The 17,920-nt window shown below is 34.8% G+C and carries 20 protein-coding genes; 2 read left to right on the forward strand and 18 right to left on the reverse strand.

Annotation, left to right across the window (positions count from 1 at the left end; genetic code table 11):
• The 8 genes from ACQY56_RS05580 to rpsB all read right to left on the reverse strand — a co-directional run bounded on the left by ACQY56_RS05580 (position 1) and on the right by rpsB (position 7,656).
• A complete protein-coding gene (locus ACQY56_RS05580) occupies positions 1-231 on the reverse strand; it encodes a Sec-independent protein translocase subunit TatA/TatB (RefSeq protein ID WP_428737562.1) in 231 nt (76 codons plus the stop codon).
• A 75-nt stretch (positions 232-306) separates the two neighbouring features.
• Positions 307-927: a guanylate kinase gene (gene gmk, locus ACQY56_RS05585; RefSeq protein WP_428737561.1), complete on the reverse strand. Its 621-nt coding sequence runs from the start codon at positions 925-927 to the stop codon at positions 307-309.
• Positions 924-2,846 carry a hypothetical protein gene (locus ACQY56_RS05590; RefSeq protein WP_428737560.1) on the reverse strand — a complete coding sequence of 641 codons (1,923 nt, stop codon included), beginning with the start codon at positions 2,844-2,846 and terminating at the stop codon, positions 924-926. Before ACQY56_RS05590 ends, gmk begins: the two co-directional genes overlap by 4 nt.
• A gap of 50 nt (positions 2,847-2,896) precedes the next feature.
• Positions 2,897-3,661 (reverse strand): flagellar biosynthetic protein FliR, encoded by a 765-nt coding sequence (fliR, locus tag ACQY56_RS05595; RefSeq protein ID WP_428737559.1) that lies wholly within the window; start codon positions 3,659-3,661, stop codon positions 2,897-2,899.
• Between the two features lie 2 nt (positions 3,662-3,663).
• Positions 3,664-4,308, reverse strand: a complete 645-nt coding sequence (locus ACQY56_RS05600; RefSeq protein WP_428737558.1) for an ABC transporter ATP-binding protein — start codon at positions 4,306-4,308, stop codon at positions 3,664-3,666.
• 29 nt (positions 4,309-4,337) lie between these two features.
• Entirely contained in the window at positions 4,338-5,555 is a 1,218-nt protein-coding gene (locus tag ACQY56_RS05605) for an NAD(P)/FAD-dependent oxidoreductase (protein WP_428737557.1), read from the reverse strand.
• Positions 5,556-5,812: 257 nt separating this feature from the next.
• Positions 5,813-6,868: a translation elongation factor Ts gene (tsf, locus tag ACQY56_RS05610; protein WP_428737556.1), complete on the reverse strand. Its 1,056-nt coding sequence runs from the start codon at positions 6,866-6,868 to the stop codon at positions 5,813-5,815.
• Between the two features lie 2 nt (positions 6,869-6,870).
• Positions 6,871-7,656: a 30S ribosomal protein S2 gene (gene rpsB / locus ACQY56_RS05615; protein ID WP_428737555.1), complete on the reverse strand. Its 786-nt coding sequence runs from the start codon at positions 7,654-7,656 to the stop codon at positions 6,871-6,873.
• A 314-nt stretch (positions 7,657-7,970) separates the two neighbouring features.
• Between rpsB and ACQY56_RS05620 the strand changes: the two genes are divergently transcribed.
• Positions 7,971-9,584, forward strand: coding sequence for a DUF3373 family protein (locus ACQY56_RS05620; RefSeq protein ID WP_428737554.1), 1,614 nt, complete (start codon positions 7,971-7,973; stop codon positions 9,582-9,584).
• Between the two features lie 35 nt (positions 9,585-9,619).
• On the opposite strand, the gene ACQY56_RS05625 is transcribed toward ACQY56_RS05620, so the two are convergent.
• Genes ACQY56_RS05625 through mqnP form a run of 9 tightly spaced genes read right to left on the reverse strand, consistent with a single transcriptional unit; the run spans position 9,620 to position 16,129 of the window.
• Entirely contained in the window at positions 9,620-10,438 is an 819-nt protein-coding gene (locus ACQY56_RS05625) for an endo alpha-1,4 polygalactosaminidase (RefSeq protein WP_428737553.1), read from the reverse strand.
• 16 nt (positions 10,439-10,454) lie between these two features.
• Positions 10,455-10,925 carry a thioredoxin-dependent thiol peroxidase gene (gene bcp, locus ACQY56_RS05630; RefSeq protein WP_428737552.1) on the reverse strand — a complete coding sequence of 157 codons (471 nt, stop codon included), beginning with the start codon at positions 10,923-10,925 and terminating at the stop codon, positions 10,455-10,457.
• An 18-nt stretch (positions 10,926-10,943) separates the two neighbouring features.
• Entirely contained in the window at positions 10,944-11,420 is a 477-nt protein-coding gene (locus ACQY56_RS05635) for a DUF420 domain-containing protein (protein WP_428737551.1), read from the reverse strand.
• A gap of 2 nt (positions 11,421-11,422) precedes the next feature.
• Complete coding sequence (locus tag ACQY56_RS05640) at positions 11,423-12,022, reverse strand: DedA family protein (RefSeq protein WP_428737550.1); 600 nt, start codon at positions 12,020-12,022, stop codon at positions 11,423-11,425.
• Positions 12,015-13,043 carry an undecaprenyldiphospho-muramoylpentapeptide beta-N-acetylglucosaminyltransferase gene (murG, locus tag ACQY56_RS05645; protein WP_428737549.1) on the reverse strand — a complete coding sequence of 343 codons (1,029 nt, stop codon included), beginning with the start codon at positions 13,041-13,043 and terminating at the stop codon, positions 12,015-12,017. Before murG ends, ACQY56_RS05640 begins: the two co-directional genes overlap by 8 nt.
• A 9-nt stretch (positions 13,044-13,052) precedes the next feature.
• Positions 13,053-14,216, reverse strand: a complete 1,164-nt coding sequence (locus tag ACQY56_RS05650) for an FtsW/RodA/SpoVE family cell cycle protein (RefSeq protein WP_428737548.1) — start codon at positions 14,214-14,216, stop codon at positions 13,053-13,055.
• Between the two features lie 4 nt (positions 14,217-14,220).
• Positions 14,221-14,748, reverse strand: coding sequence for a DUF6115 domain-containing protein (locus ACQY56_RS05655; RefSeq protein WP_428737547.1), 528 nt, complete (start codon positions 14,746-14,748; stop codon positions 14,221-14,223).
• Entirely contained in the window at positions 14,745-15,272 is a 528-nt protein-coding gene (locus ACQY56_RS05660) for a hypothetical protein (RefSeq protein ID WP_428737546.1), read from the reverse strand. Before ACQY56_RS05660 ends, ACQY56_RS05655 begins: the two co-directional genes overlap by 4 nt.
• On the reverse strand, positions 15,269-16,129 hold the full coding sequence (mqnP, locus tag ACQY56_RS05665) for a menaquinone biosynthesis prenyltransferase MqnP (protein WP_428737545.1): 861 nt from the start codon (positions 16,127-16,129) through the stop codon (positions 15,269-15,271). The genes ACQY56_RS05660 and mqnP overlap by 4 nt, the downstream gene beginning before the upstream one ends.
• 64 nt (positions 16,130-16,193) lie before the next feature.
• Between mqnP and miaA the strand changes: the two genes are divergently transcribed.
• Entirely contained in the window at positions 16,194-17,093 is a 900-nt protein-coding gene (miaA, locus tag ACQY56_RS05670) for a tRNA (adenosine(37)-N6)-dimethylallyltransferase MiaA (protein WP_428737544.1), read from the forward strand.
• Here miaA and aguB read toward each other — a convergent pair.
• Positions 17,065-17,913: an N-carbamoylputrescine amidase gene (gene aguB / locus ACQY56_RS05675; RefSeq protein ID WP_428737543.1), complete on the reverse strand. Its 849-nt coding sequence runs from the start codon at positions 17,911-17,913 to the stop codon at positions 17,065-17,067. The genes miaA and aguB overlap by 29 nt on opposite strands.
• Positions 17,914-17,920 lie beyond the last annotated feature (7 nt).

A 17,920-nucleotide genomic window follows, 5' to 3' on the forward strand; every position in this document is an offset into this window, starting at 1 on the left:
TTACGCTTGTGTAGTAGTTTTTGGAGCCTCAGTTTCAGATGCTTCTGTATCTGCTTCAACTTTTTTAGGCTCATCAGATGCAACCTCTTCTTTTGCATCTTTCATCTCATCTTTAAAGTTTTTGATCCCTTTTCCTAAACCTTTTGCTAGTTCAGGAATTTTTTTACCACCAAATAATATTACAACTACAGCAAGTATAATTAACCATTCGTATCCACCTGGTAAACCCATAATAATTTCCTTTATCTATTTTAAGTGTGAGATTATAGCAAATTTTTCTATTATTTAAATTAATAATAATATTGGCTAAATATCTTCCCACTGTTGCACAAAGTTATTTATCTCTTCATTTGCCATTTTAAATCGTGCAGTTTTTGCGATCAAAAGAAGCTTTTGTGCCACAGTTTTTAAATCATCATTTATAAGAAGATACTCATATTCACTGACACGCTGAATCTCTTTTTTTGCCATCTTTATACGACGTTCTATCACCTCTTCATCATCAGTTGAACGCTTACGCAATCTTTTTTCCAACTCACTTAATGTTGGTGGAGTGATAAATACAGAAGTTGTAATATCACCAAGTCTATTTTGCACAGCAGTATTACCTTGAACATCAATATCAAAGATAACAAGTTTTCCCTCTGAAAGTGCTTTTTTTACAGGTTTAAGCGAAGTTCCATAATAATTCCCATGTACAGTAGCATACTCTAAAAAATTATCCTCTTCAATATCTTTTTTGAACTCTTCTTCACTGACAAAATGGTAATGAACACCATTTTCTTCACCTTGTCTTATAGCACGAGTCGTAGTTGAAATTGAAAAATAACAGTTCCCAAGCTCATCAAATATCTCATTGATTAAAGAGCTTTTCCCAGCACCACTTGGTCCTGAAAGCACTATTACTGCACCATTTATATAACTCATTTATCGTTACCTATCGTAATATTAATACTAATTTTTTGTCCTTTTAATGATGCTGCTATATCTTTATCGCTTAATGCTTCAAGCAGTTTTTTAAGTGTTTCCACCCCATCATTGGAATCTTCTTGAACGATCTCTTCTTCTACTTCTTCATCTTGAATCTCTTCTTGAATAGAATCCTCCTCAACATCCTCTAACACTTCTTCCATCTGGGCTTCATCTTCACTAGGTTCTTGTTCAGGTTCTTCTTGTACAACTTCTACAGATTCATCTTCTATAAGCTCATCTTCACTAACCTCTTCGCCAAGAGCAAGTTTCAGTTCATTACTTGAAAGTGCATCAATATCAAAATCTATCTCACTATCTAAATCTTCTTGTGTTAATTGACTTACGGCATTTTCTATTTGTGCTGAAATATCTTCTTCAACTTCCTCGTCAGCAGATTCTTCATCTATCTCCTCAAGTTCCTCAGGAAGTTCTTCTTTTATCTCTTCTGTCAAATCTGCGATATCTTCAAGTTTATCTTCTTCAGCTGGTAGCTCTTCTAAAGACTCTTCTTCTAAAAGTTCATCTTCTGATGGAGTATCCTCCCCTTCAAAATCTTCCACTAAAGCATCTAAATCAAAATCAGCTTCATCTTCAAGAGTCTCTTCTTGTTCTTCTGTTTCTTCCAGTGGTAACTCGTCTGATAAATCTTCTAATTCCTCTTGTGGTGTTTCTTCTGAGGCTTTATCTTCTACAACTTCCTCTTCTTGATTTTCCTCTTTAAAACCATCTACAAGTGCATCTAAATCAAACTCTGTACCCTCATCAAGGACTTCTTTTTGTTCCTCATTATCAGTTAACTCTTCCAGCTCTTCTACAGTTTCTTCTGTAACTTCATCTTCAGTAGATACATTATCTTCATCAAAACCTTCTACAAGCTCATCCAAATCAAACTCTGTTCCATCATCAGGAACTTCTTCTTGTTGGTCTTCTTCAGTTGGTAGCTCTTCTAAAGATTCTTCTTCCTCTACAACAGCCTCTTCTTCCACAACTTCTTCTAAAGAGTCTTCTTTCTCTTCTTCATGCCCCTCTGGAAATTCAAAATCTTCAAGATCATCTGTAAGCTCATCTAAATTGTCTGGTAATTCTGCACTCTTCTCTATAGTTTCTTGGATTTCATCATCCAAAACAACTTCATCTACTTTTTCATCAAAATCTGCATCTAAATCTACAACATTTTCATCACTTTCATCTTCTGCTATCTCGTCTTCTAATCCCAAGTCTTCATCAGCCTCTGCTTCATCTAAAAGATCTTTTACTTTTTGTGCCTCTTCAGAATCTAAAACACTCTCACCTTGGATTTCATCATCTTCACTAATCAATAACTCATTATCTAACTCAGTTGTATCATCTAAACCTTCAAGTTCATCATCTAAGCTAATCTCATCGTCTAAGTCAGATAGTTCTTCATCTAACACTACCTCGTCATCTAGTCCATCCAATTCACCATCTAAAACTACTTCATCATCTAACTCTGATACTTCACTATTTAAATCTAGTTCTTTTTCTAGCTCATCTACAGTAGGTTCCTCAACATCTTCTTCTATAGGACCATCTAGCTCTCTTCCAAGTACAGCAAATAACTCGACTAAATCCGTAGGTAAAAATGGCTTTTTGAGTGTTGTATTGAATGCTTCAACACTCTGTGCATCTCTTGAAACTATATAAAGTGATTTTGTAAAACTGATTTTAGCACCAATCTCATCGAAAAGTGTATCGCTATATTTTGTATCATCAACAACAAGTAAATCGTAACTTCCAGATGCTTCAATCTCATCTACACTTCCAACTACATCTAAATCATCTGAAGTTTTCTGTGCACTTAATGTAACTAATTTTGTAACAACTGGATTATCGTTTAAAAGTAAGATTTTCACTTGTTTTTCCTTTGACGAATATCTATGATTATGTATTGTATCAAAAAAAACTAAAAAAACATCTCTAAGGTATTAAACGCCTCTTGCACCTGCCCTTTAACAATAAGCATCGTAGCAGTAATAGTAGCTATAATGACAGCAAATGCAACTGCAATTTTTATAGGAAAACCAATAACAAGTAAGTTAAACTGTGGCATTGTTTTCATCAACATTCCAAAAATAATATCAGCCAACCAAGATAACGCAATTATTGGAAAAGCAATCATAAAACCAACTAAAAACATATTTGATACAGCATGAATAGTATAGTTAAAAAAATCTTCACTCATTAAAAATCCACCAAGAGGAATGGTTTGAAGTGAATGATCTACAAATAACAAAACCCAATGGTGTAGATTTAAAGCAAAAAGTACCATCAATGCTATCAAAGATAAAAACTGCGAAATAATTGGCATTGATACACCACTTTGAGGATCGATCGCACTTGCAAGTGAAAAACCCATCATAAATGATATTTGTCCACCTGCAAATGTGATAACATGATATGCTAAAAGAAGCACCACTCCAATCGCTAAACCAAAGATAAATTCACTCAAAATTGCCAATATAATTGTTGGTGCATCTATAGAGATTGCTAGTGGTGGCATAGAGGAGTAAAAAACAACTGTAAATATAAATGCTATTGCAGCTTTAATTGTGATAGGAATATTTTGATGTGAAAATATTGGAACTGCTATAAATAACGCTGCAAATCGAAAAAAGAGTAATAAAAATCCAACTACATTATACTCATTAAAAATCGCTGCATATTGCATAACTATTTTTCCCTTTTTAACTCTTTATCTTCAAGTCTATACACTTTATCGCACATATGTGCTAACCTTGTATCGTGTGTTACTAAAACCATCCCTGCATCATTTTTTTCACAATATTCAAAAAAAAGCTCCATCACTTCATCTGCAGTTTGAGAGTCTAAATTACCTGTTGGTTCATCTGCAAAAATAATCTCTGGTTTTTTTGTAAGTACCCTTGCAATTGATACACGCTGTTGTTGACCACCTGAAAGCTCTGTAACTTTTTGCCCTATACAATGTTGTATATCTAATCTTTGAAGCAATGTATCATCAATTGGTTGTTGAGATAGAATTTGAGAAACTTCCAAATTTTCATAAGCAGAAAATCCGCGAAAAAGATAATGTGACTGAAATACAAGTCCAATTTTATCTCTTTTAATTGTTGAAAGTTCACTTTTATTTAAATCATAAAGACTTTTACCAAAAAGTTTCACATCACCACTTTGAGGTTTTAAGAGTGAAGATATTATATGTAAAAGTGTAGATTTTCCACTGCCACTTATACCTATAATAGCCATAGATTCTTTTTTGTTCAGTGAAAAAGTAACTGCATCAAAAAGTTTATAATCAAATGAATGTGAAAGGTTGTTTGCTTCTAAAATTTCCATAAAAAAGATTATACTAAAGTGTTACTAAATTAATCTTGTGAGGTACAAAATATTTTTTGACACCCTTTTACTGACTGTCTATCTAAAAGGTAATAGTAGCTTTTTTCGATAAGTTTTTTCATAACATACGCAAAAAAACCATGAAAATAAATCTTGGAAACTTTTGCACTTGCATATCTTCTACCAAGTGCTATCAATATACCTCGTGAAGCAAGACTATGTTTTTGCAACTCTTTGTCATTGATTAAATTCATTATATTTTTAGCAGCATGTATACCCATTTGCTCAGCTATATCTGCTGTGGGTGCTAAACGTTTGTTATTTTTATCATATGTTGTTGCACAATCACCAACAACAAAAACATTTTTATAATCTAAGCTTTGTAAATATTCATTCACTTTTAAAAAGCCAAACTCATTTTTTTGAAGTTCAAGCTCATAAATTAAACCATTTGGCTCAATTCCCCCAGCAAAAATCATAAAGTCCATCTCTAAAACTTCACCATTACTTAGTGTTGTACTATTTTGCGTTAGACTGACAACTTTTACATTGTTTTTGATAGTTACATCTAAAACTTCTAAACGTTTTTGAGAAGCTTGCATTAGAGGTTTATCAAGACCTTTGAGTATATATTCTGCTGAATTTACCAGTACAATATTAAGTTTTCTACATAAAAAATGGTGCTTTTCGTAAAACTCTTTGGCAAAAGAAGCCATCTGTGCAGCTATCTCAACACCACTGAGTCCTGCTCCAGCAACCACAATGCTAAGAGGTGTACAACTTTTCCCTTCACTCTCTATCTTTTTAAATAAACTCATCTCAAATTTTTGTTTAAAATACATTGCTCGATGAAGTGTTTTTATACCATGTGCATACTCTTTGAGTCCTGGGATAGAGTCAACAAATTTTGTTCTTGCACCCACTGCAATGATAAGATAGTCATAAGAGATTCTTTGCACATCACTTATGATCTTTTTATTTTTAAAGTCAATGTTTTTTACCTCTTGTTTTAAAAAAGTAACATTATCCTCAAATCCCATACAGTATGTAAAAAGATCAAGTGTCATCTCTGAAAAATCACACTCATTAGCGATCAGATCATACACATCTGTTTGCATAAAATGGTATGCGTTTTTATCGATCAATGTGATCTCATTATTTGGATCTTTTGCTAAAGCTTCTAGTGCTTTTAGACCACCGTATCCACCACCGATAATGATAATTTTATTTTTTTGAGAAGTTTCCATAAAGAAGATTATATTATATTTTTTTGAAAAAGTGTATTTGAGGGTTTATATATAAGAGTGTTAAGAGTTGGCTAGACTCAGGGAGAACCCTTGAGCCTACTTTTGAGCTTATTTGAGCTTGAGGTAAAAGAACCCCTAGCTCTACTTTAAGCTCCCGTGAAGTGAGTACCTCTATCTTTTTCTCAACTTCGGTGAGCATATTTCCAAGAAATTTGCTCCCTACGTTGAAGATAGAGGCATACGCTTAAGCTAGGGGCTTAAGCCATTTGTGCAGCAACTTCAGCTGCGAAGTCATCTGCAGCTTTCTCGATACCTTCACCAACTTCAAGACGAATGAAGTCAACGATCTCAGCCGTTCCACCAAGACCTTTAGCAGCCGCTTCAACAGCCTCTGCTACTGTTTTTTTATCGTCAAGTACGTAAGTTTGATCAAGTAAAGCTTGTTCTTTATCTAAAGTAGTGTTATCATCAACAAAACGTGCTAGTGAACCAGGGATAATTTTGTCCCAGATTTTTTCAGGTTTACCTTGAGCTGCAAGATCAGCTTTGATATCCTCTTCAGCTTTTTTCATGATCTCGTCAGTTAATTGAACCATAGATACGAAAGAAGGAACGTTTTTAAGAGTTTTTCCTAAACGTGCTAACTCTTCGTTCTCTTTTTTAATAGCTTCAATACGACCTTTAGTTTCAGACTCAACAAACTCGCTAGAGAAATCTTTGTAGCTTAAAACTTGTGGTTTCATAGCTGAAGCGTGCATTGCAACTTGCTTCAACACGTCTTTCATACCTTCAGCAGTTTTTGCAGAATCACATTTAGCTTTAATAATAACAGCAATTCTGTTGTTAGAGTGAACGTAAGCGTTCATTGCAACAGTATCATCTTCAGCTTCAAGAGTTCCAAAACGACGAAGTTCAATTTTCTCACCAATTTTTGCAACTGTTTCAGTAAAGTAAGAACCGAACTCAGTTCCCATTACACCTGCTACGTCACTTGGATTAGTATTGAATACTTCTTCAGTAGTTTTAAGAACTAAATCTTTAAAACCGTCATTTTGTGCAACGAAGTCAGTTTCAGAGTTAATCTCAACAACTGTAGCTTTAGAGAAATCATCAGCAATTTTAAGACCAACTAGACCTTCTGCTGCAACTCTATCTGCTTTTTTCGCAGCTTTAGCGATACCTCTTTCTTTTAAAAGCTCTTTTGCTTTTTCGATATCACCATCAGCTTCAACTAAAACTTTTTTACAATCCATCATTGGAGCATCTGTCGCTTGACGAAGCTCCTTAACCATTGCTGCTGTAATTTCTGCCATGATTATGCTTCCTCTGTAGTTTCTACTGTTTCTTCTTCAGCTACAACTTCATCAGTTGCTACTTCCTCTTGACCCATCTCTTCTTCAACAGAATTGTCAGCTCCACCATCTCTAAGAGCTTTCCCTTCATTGATAGCTGCTGTCATTTCGCGACAGAAAAGTTGAATAGAACGAATAGCATCATCATTTCCAGGGATTGGATAAGTGATAAGGTCTGGATCACAGTTAGTATCTAGTGGTGCTACAACTGGAATTCCAAGTCTTTTTGCTTCCAATACTGCAGTGTGCTCTTTAGCAGCATCGATAATGAAAAGCATATCTGGAAGTTTTTTCATATCACGGATACCACCAAAATACATTTCAAGTTTCTCTTTTGTACGTGAGAGCATTAAAGCTTCTTTTTTAGTTAAAAGTTCAATTTGACCGTTTTCTTGCATCTCAGAGATTACGTCAAGTTTACGGATAGATTTTTGAATAGTTGGGAAGTTAGTAAGCATACCACCTAACCATCTTGTGTCAACATATGGCATACCACAAGCGATTGCAGCTTCTTTTACAGTAGCACGAGCTTGTTTTTTTGTACCAACGAAAAGTACAACTTTACCTTCAGCAGCAGCATCTACTACGATTTGGTAAGTGTTACGGAAGTAACGAAGTGTTTTTTGTAAATCTAGGATATAGATATTTTTACGAACACCGAAAATGAATTTTTTCATTTTTGGATTCCAACGACGAGTTTGGTGACCGAAGTGTACACCACATTCTAATAGGTCTTTCATAGTTACCATGAATTAGGTCCTTTAAGGGCTTCATAATGAGCCAGAATTTTACTAGTTTTCTTCGGAAAATGTCGGACGATTACCCTTATAAATGAAGGGATCGCACTAGTTTTTTGACAAAACCTGTTAATATTTTCTAGCCTAATTAGGGAAGAAAAATCCGCGAATTATACTAAAATTAAGTTTAAGACTAGCTTTCTTATCAATGTTTTCTAAATATTATATTTTTATCACATAGTTTAAAACTTATTTTATATACTTTCTTGTATAGTGTCAGAATTAATGCACATAGTATTAAAAAATGTAATACAAAAAGGGAAGAGATGAATAAGTCTTTATTATTATCACTAGTTACTTCAAGTATTTTAATTGGAACTAGTTTATCAGCAGACACTATGTATGATCGTTTTGAAACCATGGAAGCTAAAATGCAAAAGATACAAAAAGAATTAGCGGAACTCAAAGCAAAACAATCTGTCTCAGATGAAGAAGCAGAAGACAAAGATGCAACTTCAGATGACGAAGAAGTTGAAGAAAAAGTTGTAGCAAAAAAAGACTCTGGGGATGGAGATTCAGAAGAGGAAGATGATGAAGAGGATAGTGTACAAGATCAACTTGATGAGATTCAAGAAAATCTAACTGAACTCAACAAAGCTACAAATGGAAGTCATTTAAAATTTGGAGTAGATTATAGATTTGCTCTTGAAAACCTAAATTATAAAATGGCAAACGATGATGAGCATACAAATGATGCTTTTATGACAAATAGATTTTGGCTAAATATGGACTGGGCTGCTACTAAAAACCTAAGTTTTCATGGTCAAATAGCATACAATAAAGCATTTGGAGAAAGAGCTGGAAACACTCCATCAGAATACCCTTTTGAATCATTTGATTGGATTACAAATGAAAATGCTTATGATGATAAACTACGTATCAAAAACGCTTACTTTTTATATGTAGATGATAAATTAGCTGGTGCTGATATCCCTTGGACATTTAGTATTGGTCGTCGCCCATCAACCAATGGACATCTCATTAACTTAAGAGATGATGACCATGCGGCATCACCTCAAGGTCACTCTATTAATGTTGAGTTTGATGGATTAAGTGCAAAATTTGGACTAGAAAATCTTATTGGTATTAATGGTATGTACATCAAGTTTTGTGCTGGTCGTGGTATGAGTAACGCTTCAGCAAAAATGGACTTTGGTGGTGCACCATACGCAGATGGTGAAACGAGATTAGCTAATATTGACTTAGCAGGTTTTATTTTGAGAGCATATAGTAATGGTCAATATACTATAGATACACAATACTACTTTGCAAATAATTTAATTGACATCAATGGAACAACAAATCCTGTTTTTGAAACTGTTGGAAATTTACAAAGTGTTACTGCAAGTTTTATGAGTAATGGTATTGGCGAGGGCTTAGGTGATTATCTAGATGATACTACTTTCTTTATCAGTGGTGCAATGAGTATCACAGACCCTGACAATGGCAAAAGTATGTTAGGGCGTGATAGCTCTAGAAAAGGTTACTCTATTTGGACTGGTGTACAAATGCCTTCACTCTTTACTAGTGATGGAAAATGGGGTATTGAGTACAATCACGGTACAAAATACTGGAGAAGTATTACATATGCTGAAGATACAAATATAGGTTCAAAAGTTGCTGCTCGTGGTGATGCGTATGAAGCTTATTTTACAGAATACTTAGTAGAAGATATTTTATCTATACAACTTCGCTATACATATATCGATTATGCTTATTCTGGAAGTAATGGTTTCTTTGGAAGTGTAACTGGAAACTCTATGAAAATTTCAGATATTCAAGCTGCTGCAAATGCGGGAGATGCAATGGCACAAGCTTATGCTGCAGCTATTGTAGACAAAGCTCAAGACATCCGTTTCTATATCAGATATAGATACTAAAACTAATAACTGGCTTACGTGCCAGTTATACTCTTCTACTCATCACAACTATATCTAAAACTCCCATCTAAATCTAATGGTAATATCAATGTTTGCAGTCCTAAACTTTGAGCATCTGTACATAAAGTATCTCTAGCACTATTAGTATTGTTTACATACTTATCATCATACTCTATATTGAAAACAGGTTTATTCGCATCTATAAATGGACTTAACATAGCACACTCATCATATTCATGACATTGTTCATTCACACTAAAATCGAAATACTCTTCAAGATTTTCTATTTGGTTTAAGTCATTTTTTAGCCCAATGCTTAAACCTCTTTTATGTGCCTCAGTAGCTAAAAACATATTGTAGTTGAGTTGATCTTGTGCACTTAGAGCAAACCCTGTATTGTTTGTATATCCATCTACATTATCAGGATCGACTCCATCACAACCTTTAGCAACTGCTAAATCAAGCCTTGCTTGTATAATAGGTTCTAGAGCATCATTTGAGATATCAAGCCATTTTTCTCCTGGCCAACCATCTAAGTTATTTCCTAAGACTTCAGAGGGAAAATCATCCTTATCACTTCGCCAATTTTCATAGCTACCCGCACTAAAATAACAGATCACTTTTTTCCCATCACTGTGTAACGATTGAATGAAAGTTATATTTGTATCAAACAAGTCTATATCGTACAATTCAACGCCAGAATATGTAGTGATCTCTCCTTGTAATTGTATTTGTCCTGAGGTATTAAGATCAGGTTTGTACCATGAAGTAACATTCTGCTCATTTGAACTAGAACTCCCTCCTCCACAACCAACAAATACAAGTAGACTGCACAATAATAGAGATCGTTTCAATCTTCCCTCTTTAAAACTAGTTTGCTTGTAATGCAGTAAGTTTCTCTTTTACTGCTTCAACATGACCCTTTACACGAACTTTATCCCAAGATGCTACAACACCACCTTTTGGATCAATAATGAAAGTTGAGCGAACAATGCCCATATACTCTTTTCCATAGTTTTTCTTTAACTGCCACACACCATACTCTTGCATCATTTGTGTAGATTCATCACTGAGTAATGTGATTGAAAGATTTTGTTTTTCTATAAAATTGCGATGACGTTTTGTACTATCTGCACTTACACCTAAGATGATTGCATCCATATTGCCAAATTCTGGCATCGCTTCTGTAAATTCACATGCTTCTGTCGTACACCCTGGAGTGCTATCTTTTGGATAAAAATAAAGTACTATCCATTTCCCTTTGAGATCACGTAAACAAATCTCAACATCATCTTGATTTGGTAAACAAAACTCTGGAGCTTTTGTTCCAACTTCAACCATTTTTTCTCCTTTAATTTTTTACATAAATAGTGATATATAAACCCAAATACCTGTTGCAGACGTAAAGATAATCCCTACAAAACTTTTAATTGCCATCAATTTATGATTATCTGACATTTTTCCTGGTATTGCATCATGTTTAAACCATATATTTGCTTTAAAAAGTGTCAAAGTCCAGTAAACAAATGTAGAAAGTGCAATAGCTATATGAAATACAAGGACAAAAAGAGCATATGTATAACTCACTTCTGCATCAGATACAAACGTATCAAACCCACCACCAACTCTCACACCGTATTCAAAATATAGGACTACAATTACTGAAACAACATAGATCAAATTTTGAGCAAAAGCATGCAGTTTATATGCACCTTTCTTTGCAAACATTATTCCCGTGTATATCAATAATGGTAAAAACGCTACAATCAATGTAACAACATCCATAAAAAGTGGAGCTCTTGTACCTAAGAAACCACTTGAAAACATATAATCCATGGCTAAACCTTTTTTGTTTTGATTTTGTAGTATATAAATAAAAACATTATAACTAAAATAAGAATCAAGAAAGTTATTTGTTTTAAGTACTGATTTATAAGTTCTTGATTCTCACCGATGAAATATCCAAGCAATATCAAAATCAGTGACCATATTCCAGCACCAAGTGCTGTAAAAATTGCGAATGTAAAAACATTCATACGTGCAAGTCCAGCTGGGATAGAGATCAGTTGTCTAATTCCAGGAAGCAATCTTCCAGTAAATGTTGAAATCGCTCCATGTTTTTGAAAAAAAGTCTCCATTTTATCTAATGTACTATTTGAGATAAAAAAATACTTTCCAAATTTTTGTAAAAATTTTCTTCCAACAAAGTACGCAAGATAGTAGTTTATAAATGCTCCTAGCATCGATCCACTTATAGCACTCAAAAATATCATCCCCAAACTCATTTTTTCTTGTGAAGCTAAATACCCAGCTGGAACTAAAACTACTTCACTAGGAAATGGGATAAAACTAGACTCAATCGCCATGAGCGCAAAAATCCCAGGATAACCGAACTGAAATATCTGCTCAACTAAAAACTGTGCTAATTCTTTAAGCATTGAGACTCTTTTCTAGCTCTTGTATCATTGAGGCAGCGACATCTTTTTTATTGTATTGAAGTAATTTTTCACTTTTTGTTTGTAAGTCTATACCTTTTAAGATGTGTAACAGTTGTGATTTGAGCTCTTTACTTTCTCGCTCACACCACCCTAAATCATTATCTACTATAAACTTTGCATTATAATATTGATGGTCCCCTGCTGCATATGGATAAGGGATATAAAAAGCGGGACATCCATTTGAGCTGAGTTCCCAAAGTGTTGATGCTCCAGCACGGCTAATGGCAAGATCAGCTTTTTGAATAAGCTCAGGTAACTCTTTTGTAAATCCATACAACTCTACATCATCAATACCTAACTTTTCATACTCCTCTTTCACACGCTCAAAATCTGACTCACCTGCTTGATGAATAATCTTTATACCTTGCTTTTTAAGTTTCCATGCTACATCTAGTGCCAAGTCATTAATAGCACGTGCTCCTTGACTTCCACCCAAAAATACAACTGTTTGTAACTCTGTTCGCACACGTGCAGTTTTTGTGTATATCTCTTTGACTGGGTAACCTTGTATAGAGGAATGACTCTCATATGCAGATATAAAGTTTTTTGCAAATGGTCGAAGTAAAGCATTCAATCTTCCAACTCTTGCATTTTGCTCATGGATAAAAAGTGGTAAAAAGAGTGAAAGTGTTGCAAAAGAAGCAGGAGCTGCTGAGAACCCACCTACACTATATGTTGCTTGAATATGGTGGGATTTTAAAATTTTTCGTGCTTGTAAAAAAGCTTTAAAAACTTTGTAAAGAGCTTTGATTTTTCCAAGACCTCTTTGATTGACAACACCTGTAGTTTCTAAAAAATAGACATGAGAAAATTCACTATGCTCACCAAAATATTTTTGGTCTTGTCCTTTAGTTGAACCTATAAAAATAACCTCATGTCCATCATTTACAGCAGCTTCTACCAAAGCCTCCGCTATCATCAAATGTCCGCCAGTTCCACCACCAGTTATACAAAGTTTCATACTAGACCTCTAATCCATATTTGCTTTTTTTGAAGCCATCAGTATCATCCCAACTGCCACTGCTGAGCCAAGCATAGCTGAACCACCATAAGAGAGAAATGGAACTGAAATACCTTTAATAGGAGTAATCCCACTAATCCCATACGCATTTACTAAAAACTCAAAAGCTAACACTAACCCAATACCAATGCTAAAAAGATAGATGCTTGTATCTGTAGCACGATTAGCTACTTTAAAGATGCGTTGCAATATCCACATAAAGATAAAGACAACAAAAAAGATACCAACAAATCCAAACTCTTCCGCAATTCCAGCTAAAACAAAGTCTGTATGCACCTCAGATAAAAATCCAAGTTTAAAAGTTCCATTTCCAAGACCCACACCAAAAATACCACCATTATGGATAGCATTGAGTGAATGTCCTATCTGATATGGTTCAACCTCAACAGGCACACGCAGTTTATCTGCTACAAATGCTGGAAGAAGCTCTAAGACAGAGTTTTGTGCCAATGCCCACCAAGATTTTATACGTGCTATACGATGCTCAGCTGTTAAAATAAACAGTAAAATTGCTACAAAAATTCCACCTAAAATAGTTAAGAAAAATCGGAAACTACTTCCTGCAAAAATAAGCATAAATAAAAGTGTCCCCCCAAGTACTACAACTTGACCTATATCTTTTTGTAAAAATGCAATTATAAACATTGCAGCGACAAAAACAACTGCATAAGGCATAAATCTGCGAAACTCACTTTTAAGTCCCATATCGTTATGATGCCCAAGTTTACGAGAGAAACTCCATGCTAAAAAGTATACAAACCCCACTTTAAAAAACTCTACAGGAGCGAGTGAAAATCCTGCTATTTTCATCCATCGTTTTGCACCGCCAACTTCTGAAACTATACTCTCAGGCAAAAAAGGCATCGCAATCATTAAAATAAGTGAGCCAAAAAAAAGAGTAAATCCAAGCAGTTTTAGATGTTTATCAGGGTCTCCTAAAGAGAGCACATAGATAATTACTATAGATAAAATTCCAAAAGCACTCTGTCTTATTGCAAAATGAAACTCATTTGTATTAAAAAGCAGTACTGTATATTCAGTTAAAGAGTAAGAAACAACTATACTAAATGCAATCAATATAGAAACTAAAGTAAAAAGCTTTCTATCTGCCATTGTTCTACTTGATTTTATTGATTTTTAGGACAAATTCAACTTCAGGTTTTGAGAGATGTAACTCTTTGGCAATCGTCTCAATTGTCACACCTTGTTTATACAACGAAATAATTTTCTCATCATCATTTGCATGGATAGAGGTAGGGATAGATATCTGTTTCACACCACTTTCTAACTGAGCGATTCTATGTTCTATCTGCCCCTCAATTAACTCAATATTTGACTGAAGTTGTCTAAGTGTAACTGAAAGAGGTTGTACTAAATCATACACACTTCGTTCAATCTCTTGGTATATCTCATCATCACTCATTCTTTGTGCATTCGCTTGAAACTCTGACTCTGTTTGAGAGAGTTCTTTTTTGAGATAATAAAGCTCACGATTAAGGTCCTCTACAACTGAAGCGACTGAACGAATATTTCTCGAATATGTACTATCTTTTGTATACACATAGTATAAAAGATATAAAATGATCAAAGCCATAATGATTACTACATATTCTAGTTGAAAGTCTATTTGTTGTATTAAATTCAATCTTTTTTCTCTCTTGCTTCTCTAATTTGTACACGTTCACGAGCGGTCATATACGAAGCCCACTCTTTTTCATCTCGCTCATGGATACGAGTAAATTTTGCTAATGCCTCACTTTGCGCTTCAAAAAACACACCCACATCACGTTTAGGATGTACTGGCATCTCGATACGCCCATAATAAGTTTTACCAGTTTGTAAAAGTGAACTTTTTAGTTGAAAATGCTCAAAACCGATCGATTCAATCTCTGCTTCATTTGTTAAAGAGAGTCGTTTTGGTGTTTCATTTTTTATAAACGCTTCAAGTGCATCTATCTTTCTGTGTAGCTCTACCATAAGGTTAAGCAGTACAGGATCACTCTCCGCAGTCTCACCTCTAGCTTTTGCTAACTTTAACCATTGACTTATTGGATCATCATCACTCTCACTGAGGCTTTGATACTCACGCTCAAAACTCTCTAAATCCAGCTCAGCTTCACTAAAAACTATACTAATTGGTGCTGGTACTAAACGAGGTAACTCATTCATGCAAACATCCTATCAAGTACTATAAAAATAAAAAATGCAATTCCAAGATACCCATTTACTGTAAAAAAAGCACGATCTATCTGTGTAAAATCACGACGAACAAGTTTTTGCTCATATGCTAAAACAAAACCGCTTCCTACAGCCGCTACTAAAACAAGAAAACCAAGATCAGCCGCCCAAACAAAAAGTAGCCAAAATACAACTGCAAGTCCATGAAAAAGTGCAGAGATAAACAGTGTTGACTCTGCTCCATATTTTGAAGGAATTGAGTGCAACCCTTTTGAAACATCGTACTCCATATCTTGTAAAGAGTATAAAAGGTCAAATCCAGCAACCCAGAAAATAACGCCAAGTGAAAGTAAAACAGACCAAAGAGGAATGGTAGCACTTACGGCTATTACTCCAGCGATAGGTGCAAGTCCAAGAGAGATACCTAAAATGATATGTGCCATTGATGAAAAACGTTTGAAATATGAGTATGATCCAAGCACCGCTAAGATAGGAAGCGAGAGTTGAAATGCTAAAGAGTTTATAAAATAAGCCACAACAATAAAAGCAAGAGCATTGACAACTATAAAGATGAGTATAGAGGTCGCATCAAGTCTGCCATCAACATTTGGACGGTTTGCTGTTCGAGGATTGTGTGCATCGATATCACGATCAGCGTAACGGTTCACACCCATAGCAAAATTTCTCGCACTTACAGCCGCCAATGCCCCTAAAATAAGCAATCCAAAACCAAACCAACCATCAGCAGCCACAACCATAGCTATAAAGATAAACGGCAATGAAAAAATAGAGTGTTCAAACATTACAAGTTCATTAAAGTCTTTTAGTTTTTGTTTTAGCTCTTGCAAACAACACTCCTTTTGAATTTAAACCATTTTATCCAAACTTGGTTTAAAATGATATAATTCCACCATGATTGAACTTGCTCTTATTGGACCAACAGCATCAGGAAAAAGTGATCTTGCTCTGAAAATCGCGCAAAAAATAGATGCTTATATCCTTTCAATTGATTCGCTTAGTATTTATAAAGAGATTGACATAGTTTCAGCAAAACCCTCACATGAAGAACTCTCACAAATAAAACATTTTGGTATTAATGAGCTTTATGCAGATGAGTATTTTAGCGTTGAAATATTGATACAAATCTACAAAAATGCAAAAAAAGAGTGTGAAAAAAATTCTAAAAATTTAGTCATAGTTGGTGGAACTTCATTTTATTTGAAGTCTTTGATTGATGGACTTTCAACACTTCCAGATATTACACAAAATGCAAAAGATATTGTAGATAAAAAGCTACAAGATTTACAAAGTTGTTACACCTGCTTATATGATCTTGATCCAAAATATATGCAAAATATCAATAAAAATGATCGCTACCGCATTGAAAAAGCACTGCTTATTTATGAAGCTTCCAACGTAACTCCTAGTGAGTGGTTTGCAAAAAATCCACCAAAGCCAATTATAGAAAATCTTCAAATTTTCAACATCGAAGTTGAGCGTGAAGTTTTACGAGAGCGTATAAATGTCCGTACCAAAAAAATGGCAGATATGGGGCTTGTTGATGAAGTCGCTTTTTTAGAACAAAAATATACTCGTGAGCCAAACGCTATGGGAGCTATAGGGATAGTTGAAGTGCTTGACTATTTAGATGGAAAAATCTCAAAAGATGAAATGATAGAGCTTATTGCCACACATACTGCCCAACTTGCAAAAAGACAGCAAACATTTAACCGCACTCAGTTTGAAAATATAACGAGTGCGAAACTAGAAGATTTAGAGGGGATTATTCTTCACAAAGTTTTGCATACATAGAAGGTCTACGATCACGGATAAGTCCCCAGTATTCTCTTTGTTTTGCATTTTCCTCAAAATCAAAATCTCCGTAGATGATCTCCTCTTTATCTCGAGAAGCTTCGGCTATCTTTTGCCCTGTGTAGTCTGTTATAAATGAAGAACCATAAAATGTAAGCTCACATGATTCCCCTTTTTCAAGCCCTATTCTATTTGCCGCTACTACTGGAATTGTATTTGTTGCTGCATGACCCATCTGTACACGTTGCCAGTGATCTTTTGAGTCTAAGTGAATTTCAGGCTCACTTCCGATCGCAGTTGGGTAAAAGATGATATCAGCGCCCATGAGTGTAAGTGCGCGTGCTGTTTCACAAAACCATTGATCCCAACAGATCCCAATGCCAACATTTCCAAACTCAGTTTTATACACTTTAAAACCTGTATCACCTGGTGCAAAGTAAAACTTCTCCTCATATCCAGGACCATCTGGGATATGTGTTTTACGGTAGTTATCCATCACACTTCCATCGGTATTGATTGCAACCAATGAGTTATAATAAGTATCTTCTGCTTTTTCAAAATAACTCACTAAAATCACTACATGATACTCACGTGCAAGTGGGATAAACTCTGCAATCACAGGATTATTTTGCAAAGGTTTTGCCCATGAAAAATATTTCTCATCTATATCTTTACAAAAATAGTATCCCTCAAAAAGTTCTGGTAAAAGGATGATATTTGCTCCATTTTTTGCAGACTCTTTTACCATCTCTTTTGCCTTAAAAACATTTGCTTTTTTATCTTCACTCATTTGCATCTGAATAGCCGCAACTTTAACCATCATTTTC

The sequence above is a fragment of the Sulfurimonas sp. genome (assembly GCF_050296975.1).
In the GTDB taxonomy this organism is placed as follows: domain Bacteria; phylum Campylobacterota; class Campylobacteria; order Campylobacterales; family Sulfurimonadaceae; genus Sulfurimonas.

Coding starts and splice junctions, on each gene's coding strand:
- ACQY56_RS05650 (WP_428737548.1), bottom strand. CDS start 14,216: ATGGCAGATAGAAAGCTTTTTACTTTAGTTTCTATATTGATTGCATTT.
- ACQY56_RS05635 (WP_428737551.1), bottom strand. CDS start 11,420: ATGGATTATATGTTTTCAAGTGGTTTCTTAGGTACAAGAGCTCCACTT.
- bcp (WP_428737552.1), bottom strand. CDS start 10,925: ATGGTTGAAGTTGGAACAAAAGCTCCAGAGTTTTGTTTACCAAATCAA.
- murG (WP_428737549.1), bottom strand. CDS start 13,043: ATGAAACTTTGTATAACTGGTGGTGGAACTGGCGGACATTTGATGATA.
- fliR (WP_428737559.1), bottom strand. CDS start 3,661: ATGCAATATGCAGCGATTTTTAATGAGTATAATGTAGTTGGATTTTTA.
- ACQY56_RS05660 (WP_428737546.1), bottom strand. CDS start 15,272: ATGAATGAGTTACCTCGTTTAGTACCAGCACCAATTAGTATAGTTTTT.
- miaA (WP_428737544.1), top strand. CDS start 16,194: ATGATTGAACTTGCTCTTATTGGACCAACAGCATCAGGAAAAAGTGAT.
- ACQY56_RS05580 (WP_428737562.1), bottom strand. CDS start 231: ATGGGTTTACCAGGTGGATACGAATGGTTAATTATACTTGCTGTAGTT.
- ACQY56_RS05640 (WP_428737550.1), bottom strand. CDS start 12,022: ATGCTTAAAGAATTAGCACAGTTTTTAGTTGAGCAGATATTTCAGTTC.
- ACQY56_RS05600 (WP_428737558.1), bottom strand. CDS start 4,308: ATGGAAATTTTAGAAGCAAACAACCTTTCACATTCATTTGATTATAAA.
- rpsB (WP_428737555.1), bottom strand. CDS start 7,656: ATGGTAACTATGAAAGACCTATTAGAATGTGGTGTACACTTCGGTCAC.
- gmk (WP_428737561.1), bottom strand. CDS start 927: ATGAGTTATATAAATGGTGCAGTAATAGTGCTTTCAGGACCAAGTGGT.
- ACQY56_RS05605 (WP_428737557.1), bottom strand. CDS start 5,555: ATGGAAACTTCTCAAAAAAATAAAATTATCATTATCGGTGGTGGATAC.
- tsf (WP_428737556.1), bottom strand. CDS start 6,868: ATGGCAGAAATTACAGCAGCAATGGTTAAGGAGCTTCGTCAAGCGACA.
- aguB (WP_428737543.1), bottom strand. CDS start 17,913: ATGGTTAAAGTTGCGGCTATTCAGATGCAAATGAGTGAAGATAAAAAA.
- ACQY56_RS05620 (WP_428737554.1), top strand. CDS start 7,971: ATGAATAAGTCTTTATTATTATCACTAGTTACTTCAAGTATTTTAATT.